Below are 7,929 nucleotides of genomic sequence, written 5' to 3' on the forward strand. Positions count from 1 at the left end.
CGAAGCCCCCGTCTCCTGGACGGGGGCTTCGGCCGGGCAGGGCACTGTCAGTCGACGGCGAGGGACAGCAGCTTGTCCGGGTTGCGGACGACGTAGATGCACTGGATCCGGCCGTCGGCGACGTCCAGCTGGAAGACGCTGTCGGGCTTGCCCTCGGACAGGACCAGCAGCGCGACGCCGCCGTTGGCCTCCAGGAACCGGAACGACACATCCCCGGCGCCCTTGCGGGCGGCGCCGTGGATGAAACGGCCCACCTTGTCCGCGGACTCGATGACCCGCAGCGGCGCCTGGGCCCGGCCCCCGCTGTCGCCCACCAGGCGCACGTCCGGGGCGAGCAGGGCCATGAGCCCCTCCAGGTCACCCTCGGCCGACGCGGCGAGGAACCGCTCGGTGAGATCGCGCTGCTGGGCGGGGTCGACCTCGTAGCGCGGCCGCTTCTCGTCGACGTGGCGGCGGGCCCGCCCGGCGAGCTGGCGCACGGCGGACTCGCTGCGGTCGAGGGTGACGGCGATGTCCGCGTACGGATAGCCGAAGGCCTCCCTGAGCACGAACACCGCGCGCTCCAGCGGCGACAGTGACTCCAGGACGACGAGAACGGCCAGCGAGACGGAGTCGGCCAGCACGGCCCGCTCCGCCGCGTCCGGGACGGTTCCCGCGAAGTCGGTGACGTACGGCTCGGGCAACCACGGCCCCACGTAGGCCTCGTTACGGGACTGGACCTGGCGCAGCCGGTCGATGGCGAGCCGCGTGGTGACGCGCACCAGATAAGCGCGCGGTTCGCGCACGTCGGAGCGGTCGGCGCCGGACCAGCGCAGCCACGCTTCCTGGACGACGTCCTCCGCGTCGGCCACCCGGCCGAGCATGCGGTAGGCGACGCCCATGAGGACGGGCCGGTGCTCTTCGAAAACCTCGGTCGCGGTGTCGGTAGTCACAGCACCATCCCATCCCGACGCATCGGGTCATGTCCAGGCGCAATCACCGTTTCCGGCGGACGGCTGTAGGGCCCGACGGTCCGGCGCGTGGCGCTCAACACCGGGCCGCGTGGGGCGCGTTGAGGGCGTACGGCCCATGAGGTTGCCCACGAGCTGGTTCATGAGCTGGTTCAAGAGGTTGGCGGCCGCCGGGTACTACCCGCCGGTAGCAATTGCTGACAAGCTGTCTACAAGCCAGCCCGGTCCCAGACGAGGAGCAGCTCCATGTCCGCCACGGTCTCCCTCAACGTCCCCACTCCGCACGGCCCGCGGACCGTGTCCCTCGCGTACGCGCGCGTGGGCAGCGGCGAACCGCTCCTGCTGCTGCACGGGATCGGCCACCACCGGCAGGCCTGGGACCCGATCATCGACATCCTGGCGGCCGAGCGCGACGTGATCGCGGTGGACCTGCCCGGCTGCGGCGAGTCCCCCGCGCTGCCCGACGGGCTCGCCCACGACCTGCCGACGATGAACGCGGCGCTCGGCGCGCTGTGCGAGGAGCTGGAACTCGAACGGCCACATGTGGCGGGCAACTCCCTGGGCGGCCTGCTCGCGCTGGATCTGGGCCGCGCGAAGCTCGTACGGTCCGTCACGGCCTTGGCGCCCGCCGGGTTCTGGTCACCGGTCGAGCGGCGATACGCGTTCGGTCTGCTGCAGGCGATGCGGCAGGCCGCCCGGAGCATGCCGCTGCCGGTGGTCGAGCGGCTGTCGCGTACGGCGGCCGGGCGCACCGTGCTGACGAGCACCATCTACGCCCGCCCGGGCCGCCGTTCACCCGAGGCGGTCGTCGCCGAGACCCTCGCGCTGGCCAACGCCGAGGGGTTCACCGAGACCCTCAAGGTCGGCGGCTCCGTCCAGTTCACGGACGACATCCCCGGACTTCCCGTCACCGTCGCGTGGGGGACCCGGGACCGGATCCTGGTGCGTCGCCAGGGGATCCGCGCCAAGCACATCATTCCTCGGGCCCGGCTGGTGCGGCTGCCCGGCTGCGGGCACGTCCCGATGAACGACGATCCCGCCCTGGTCGCGCGGGTCGTCCTGGACGGCAGCCGCTGATTTGCGGGCCCGCACGCTCAACGCGCCCGATCCCAGGGCCACTCCGGCACCCACCAGGGCGCTGCCCGCGGCCTGCGCGACCCCGTAGGAGCCCGTTCCGGCCAGCGGCGCCGTGCAGGCCGCGGCGACGGGAATGAGGCCGGAGAAGAGCGTGGCGCGCTCCGTGCCGATGCGCTGTATGCCCATGTACCAGCAGACGAAGCCGATGACCGTGACGATCGCCGCCTGCCACAACAACGCGGTGGCCTCGGTGGCGTCCGGCATCCGCAGCCAGGCGCGGCCGTCCACGACCACCCCGACCAGCGCCGACTCGACCGCGGCGAGCCCGCACACGGTGGCCGCCAGGAGCCGCGGACCGAGCGGCCGCAGTACGGGTACGGCGAGGACCGCGAACCCGACCTCCCCGATGAGGGCGCACACGGAGAAGGCCAGTCCTACGCCGTCGGTACGGCCCCAGCCTTGGATGGTGAAGGCGCCGCCGGCCACGAGAAGCGCGCCGTACAGGACGACGCGCTGGGGCCGACGGCCTTCGAGGAGGGGCATGAGCACGGCCACGACGACTGGGGCGCACCCCACGAAGACTCCCGGTACCGCCGGTTCCGCGCTGCGTTCGGCGGCGAGGATCGCGAGGTTGAAGCCGACCATGCCGACGGCCGCGAGGAGGGCGAGCCGTGTCCACTGGCGCGACGTCAGCCCTCGCAGGGGCGCCGCTCCGCCTCGTCCGACCAAAGGGAGGAGCAGCAGGCAGGCCAGGCCGTAGCGCAGGAACTGGCCGCCCGCGTACGGGTAGTGGCCCAGGACGCTGTTGGCGGTGAAGGAGCCGCCGACGAGGATGCCCGCGAAGGCGGCGAGCAGCGCCCCTCGGGTGGTGGTTGCGTTCATGCCTGCGACGCTATGAACGGCAGCGGTCCGGTTTAAGGTCCACTTCCATGACGTCATCGGGGACCAATCCGGGTACGTCCGGGCCGGCGGCGTGGGCCGCCGCCTGGGAGCTGCTCCTGCCGGCCGCCTCGGCACCGGCACGCGCGCGTGGCCGTACGTTGCAGGCGGCGCTGCGCGAGGCGGTCCGCTCCGGGCGGCTCACGCCGGGCACGCGGCTGCCGTCCAGCCGTGAACTCGCCGCCGATCTCGGGGTGTCCCGGGGGCTGGTCACCGAGGCGTACGAGCAGTTGACCGCGGAGGGCTACCTGCACAGCGGCCGGGGCGCCGGGACATGGGTGGGCGGCGCCGTCCGGGCCGCCCGCCCACGCGCGCGGGATCTCGCCCCCCGCTCCCCCGGCGCCCGAGCCGACTTCCTGCCCGGCACCCCGGACCTGTCGCTCTTCCCGCGCGCTGCATGGGCGGCCGCACAGCGCGGAGTACTCGCCGAACTGCCGCACGACACGCTGGGCTATCCGGATCCCCGGGGACTGCCCAGGCTGCGTACCGCGCTCGCGGAGCTGCTGGCCCGGCGCAGGGGCGTGGTCGCGGACCCGGAGCGGGTCCTGGTCGTCTCCGGCGTGGCGCAGGCGATGACCCTGCTCGGATTCGCGCTCCACGCGCGCGGGGTGCGCACCGTCGGCATGGAGGATCCCGCGAGCCCGGAGCACGGCACCTTGTTCGCGTCGGCCGGCATCAGCACCGTACCGCTGCCCCTGGACGGCGAAGGGCTGGCCACCGGGCCGCTCCGGGAGTCGGACGTGCGGGCGGTGGTGACGACGCCCGCCCATCAGTTCCCTTCGGGGATCGCGTACTCCGCGCGGCGCCGCACCGAACTCCTCGACTGGGCGCGCTCCGTGGACGGACTCGTCATCGAGGACGACTACGACGGAGACTTCCGTTACGACCGAGCGCCTGTGGGTGCCCTTCAGGGACTCGATCCGGAGCACGTCGCGTACACGGGGTCCGTCAGCAAGTCGCTGGCACCGGGGCTGCGGCTCGGCTGGTTGCTGGTACCTGTCTCGCTGGCCGAGGAGGTCGTCGAGCGGAAGCGCACGATGGACCTCGGCAATCCGGTCGTCGACCAGGCGTTGTTGGCCCGCTTCATGGAGCGGGGTGACTACGACCGGCAACTGCGCCGCTGCCAACGCGCGTACAAGGAACGGCGCGACACGCTCGTCGCGGCCCTGGAGGAACACTTTCCAGGAGCGGAGGTGTCCGGGATCGCCGCCGGGCTCCATGTCATCGCCGCGCTGCCCGACCGCTACGGGCCGCCGGAGCGCTTCCTGGAGAGCGCGGCCGAGGCCGGCGTCGCAGTACGTCCGCTCACGGACTACACACACTCCAGGACGACCGGCGATGATGTGGTGCGCCTGGTACTGGGCTACGCACACGTGTCTCCGAAACGCATCCGGGAGGGAGTCCGACTGATGGCAGAGGTGGGCGGCCAAAGAGCCCCTTAAGGGGCGCGGGGAACTGCGCGGCCAGCCCCCACAACCCGCACGTCATCCACCGCCCTCCACCAACCCGGCCCAACCCAGCGGAGCGCTCCCGCGGCCAGTTGTTCACTTGTGGTTTGTGTGTGCGCTGCGGCGTACCAGTAGTTGTGGCCGTGCACACTGGTCGGACCCGTCCCAGGAGGCGTTCCATGTCACACCGTCCGCCGAGCCCACTCCCCGGTCGCCGAAGCGTTCTGCGCGGCTCGCTCGCCGCGTCGGCGGCGCTCGCCCTGCCCACCGTGGGCGGCGCGGCCCCGGCGTTCACCCTGTCCGGGCGCCCGAAGGCGAGTTGGGGCGTGCAGGCCGGAGACGTGAGCGCGCACTCCGGTCTGGTGTGGGTGCGTTCCGACCGGCCGGCACGCATGGTCGTGGAGACCTCCGCGACCGAGTCGTTCCGCGACCCGAGGAGATGGCACGGTCCTCTCCTGGGCGCGGACACCGACTTCACGGGGACGGTTCCGCTCCGAGGCCTGCCGGCGGGCGAGCAGATCCACTACCGGGTGACGCTGGCCGACCCGGACGACTACCGCCGCACCGGCGAGCCCGTGCTGGGCACCTTCCGGACCGCGCCCGCCAAACGGCGCGAGGGTGTCCGCTTCCTGTGGTCGGGCGACATCGTGGGCCAGGGCTGGGGCATCAACCCGGACGTCGGCGGCCTCTACGCGTACGAGGAGATGCGCCGCCTCGACCCGGACTTCTTCCTGTGCAGCGGGGACACGATCTACGCGGACGGCCCGCTGTCGCCGTCCGTGACGCTGCCCGACGGCCGTGTCTGGCGGAATGTCACCACCGAGGAGAAGTCCAAGGTCGCGGAGACCCTCGCCGAGTTCCGGGGCAACTTCCGCTACTCGCTGCTCGACGAGAACGTACGCCGGTTCAACGCGCAGGTACCGACGATCGCCCAGTGGGACGACCACGAGGTCGTCAACAACTGGTACCCGGGAGAGATCCTCACCGATGCCCGCTACACGGTGAAGGACGTCGACACGCTGGCCGCCCGTGCCCGCAAGGCGTTCAGCGAGTACTTCCCGATCTCCACGCTGCCCGCCACGGGCGACGACGGCCGGGTGCACCGGGTCGTGCACCACGGCCCTCTGCTGGACGTGTTCGTGCTCGACATGCGGACCTACCGCAACGCCAACTCGCCGGGCCGGCAGACCGACGACACCACCGGCATCCTGGGCGCGGAGCAGCTGGTCTGGCTGAAGCGGGAGCTGGCACGGTCGCGCGCGGTGTGGAAGGTCATAGCCGCCGACATGCCACTCGGCCTCGTCGTGCCCGACGGCGCGACGGACATCGAGGCCGTCGCGCAGCGCGACCCGGGCGCGCCGCTCGGCCGCGAGCTGCAGATCGCGGAGCTGCTGCGGTTCGTCAAGCACCGCCGGATCACCGGCACGGTGTGGCTGACGGCGGACGTGCACTACACCTCCGCGCAGCACTACGACCCGTCGCGCGCGGCCTTCAAGGACTTCGCGCCGTTCTGGGAGTTCGTCTCCGGCCCTCTGGCGGCGGGCGGCTTCCCGGCGAACGCGCTGGACGGCACCTTCGGCCCCGACCGGGTCTTCCTCAAGGCGCCGACGACGGCGAACGTCTCGCCGATGGAGTCCCCGCAGTACTTCGGCGAGGTCGACATCGACGGTGACAGCGGCGAACTGACGGTCCGTCTGCGGGCGACAGGTGGTTCGGTACTGTTCACGAAGGTGCTGCAGCCGGGACGCGTGGGACAGTAGATGACAGTGGGGCGTAGCTGACGTGTAGGCCAGTAGCTGACGCGTGGGGCAGTAGTTCCCGTACTGTCGGACCTCTCGTGTCGCGCACCGGCGTCATCCCCCGGTGCGCGGCACGTTCGCGAACACCCGCGCCCGACCAGGGACGTTCACTTACCGGTCCGGCTCGCATCAAGGACTCGTAAAAAGAACAACAAAGCGGGCAGAACCACACTTAACCGATCAGTCACAAAGCGTTCGTGATCACGCAACACCCATCGTCCACAGTGGCTGCATGACTCCAGACATGTCAGATGTGACGCGTGCGAAGCACGGTCGCCCGGTCCACCACTGGCGCCGGGACCTCGTTGAACTCGCCGCACTGCTCACGGCGGTCGCGGTCGCGGACGCCGTGGCGAACCTGATCGGGCACGGCCCCGACGGCCCCGCGCTGCTCGTGATCTCGGCGGTCCTCCTGGTCGCCACGGCGGGCTTCCGCACATGGTGGGCACGACACCACGGTCACGCCCCTCCGACGGGCGATACCGGTGCCCGGCCGCCCGCAGCGGTACGGGAGGCCGGGACATCCGAGGCGGCTTCGGTCGCACCGGAGGCCGTCACCGGGGAGACCGTGATCTGGCGGATGCGGACCACCGTGCGGGACGAACCGGGAACGCTGGCCGCGCTGTGCACGGCGCTGGCGGGACAGCGGGTCGACATCCTGAGCCTGCAGACCCATCCGCTCGCGGAGGGGACCGTGGACGAGTTCCTGCTGCGGGCTCCCGCGGAGGTGGCCGGCTCCGAGGTCACCCGGGCGGTCGCGCAGGCGGGCGGCACCGGCACCTGGATCGAACGGGCCGACGCGCACGACCTGGTGGACGCGCCCACCCGCGTCCTGGGGCTGGCGACGCGCACGGCCCTGGACGCCGCGGAACTGCCGCTGGCACTGAGGCAGTTGCTGGGACGGTGCACGATCCGGTCGATTCCCGCCGGGTCGGTGGGCGCCGGCCGTGCGGAGGAGGCGGCGCCTGTCGAGGGGGCGCTCGAGGACACCGTGATGCGGCTGCGCGCACCGGAAGGCGGAGTGATCACCGTGGAGCGGCCGTACCTGCCGTTCACGCCCACCGAGTTCGCGCGGGCCCGCGCGCTGGTCGAGCTGGATGCCCGGCTCGGTCCGCGCATCCCGCGCAGCAAGGACGTACTGACGCTGTCCCAGGGCAACGCAATCACCGTGCGCCGGGCCGACGCGAGTGATCTCAAGGCCGCGAAGGCCATGCACGAGCGGTGCTCGCCGCGCACGCTGAGCATGCGATACCACGGTCCCGTCGGCGACGCGGACAAGTACCTCCACCACCTCCTCAGCCCGCGCTTCGGACGCACTCTCGCCGTGCAGACCGCGTCGGGGCGCATCGTCGGTCTCGGCCATCTCCTCTGGGACGGTGACGAGACGGAGATCGCGCTGCTCGTCGAGGACGAGTGGCAGCGGCGCGGGATCGGCAGCGAGCTGCTCGGCCGTCTGGTTTCGATGGCCGTCGAGGCCGCCTGCGAGAGCGTGTACGCCGTCACGCAGTCGTCCAACACCGGCATGGTCGCCGCCATGCGCGGCCTCGACCTGCCTCTCGACTACCAGATCGAGGAGGGCACCCTGGTCATCACGGCCCGCCTGGACGCGACACCGGTGAAGTCACAGCTGCCGTACGACGAGGCTCAGACGCACCAGCGCGAGCACTCCGTGCGGGATTAGCCCGGAGGGCGGAGGGCGGTCGCGAGCTGTTCGTT

Annotated in this window: 5 protein-coding genes and 1 pseudogene; 4 read left to right on the forward strand and 2 right to left on the reverse strand. The window is 71.7% G+C overall.

Translation table 11 applies throughout. The features are described 5' to 3' along the window. Positions 1–47: 47 nt before the first annotated feature. Positions 48–932, reverse strand: coding sequence for an RNA polymerase sigma-70 factor (locus ACTWQR_RS24595; RefSeq protein WP_443229311.1), 885 nt, complete (start codon positions 930–932; stop codon positions 48–50). A 264-nt stretch (positions 933–1,196) separates the two neighbouring features. Here ACTWQR_RS24595 and ACTWQR_RS24600 point away from each other — a divergent pair, with 264 nt between their 5' ends. Beyond that, entirely contained in the window at positions 1,197–2,027 is an 831-nt protein-coding gene (locus ACTWQR_RS24600; protein WP_443229312.1) for an alpha/beta fold hydrolase, read from the forward strand. A gap of 522 nt (positions 2,028–2,549) precedes the next feature. Here ACTWQR_RS24600 and ACTWQR_RS24605 read toward each other — a convergent pair. After that, positions 2,550–2,966 (reverse strand): annotated as a pseudogene (locus tag ACTWQR_RS24605) (EamA family transporter); the annotation flags it as partial. On the opposite strand from ACTWQR_RS24605, the gene pdxR reads away from it, so the two are divergent. The 3 genes from pdxR to ACTWQR_RS24620 all read left to right on the forward strand — a co-directional run bounded on the left by pdxR (position 2,957) and on the right by ACTWQR_RS24620 (position 7,894). Further along, positions 2,957–4,408 (forward strand): MocR-like pyridoxine biosynthesis transcription factor PdxR, encoded by a 1,452-nt coding sequence (gene pdxR / locus ACTWQR_RS24610; protein ID WP_443229313.1) that lies wholly within the window; start codon positions 2,957–2,959, stop codon positions 4,406–4,408. The pseudogene ACTWQR_RS24605 and the gene pdxR overlap by 10 nt on opposite strands. Before the next feature lie 185 nt (positions 4,409–4,593). Next, positions 4,594–6,174: an alkaline phosphatase D family protein gene (locus tag ACTWQR_RS24615; protein ID WP_443229314.1), complete on the forward strand. Its 1,581-nt coding sequence runs from the start codon at positions 4,594–4,596 to the stop codon at positions 6,172–6,174. A 283-nt stretch (positions 6,175–6,457) separates the two neighbouring features. Beyond that, a complete protein-coding gene (locus ACTWQR_RS24620) occupies positions 6,458–7,894 on the forward strand; it encodes a GNAT family N-acetyltransferase (RefSeq protein ID WP_443229315.1) in 1,437 nt (478 codons plus the stop codon). Positions 7,895–7,929 lie beyond the last annotated feature (35 nt).

It is taken from the genome of Streptomyces sp. 2A115, assembly GCF_052245575.1.
In the GTDB taxonomy this organism is placed as follows: domain Bacteria; phylum Actinomycetota; class Actinomycetes; order Streptomycetales; family Streptomycetaceae; genus Streptomyces.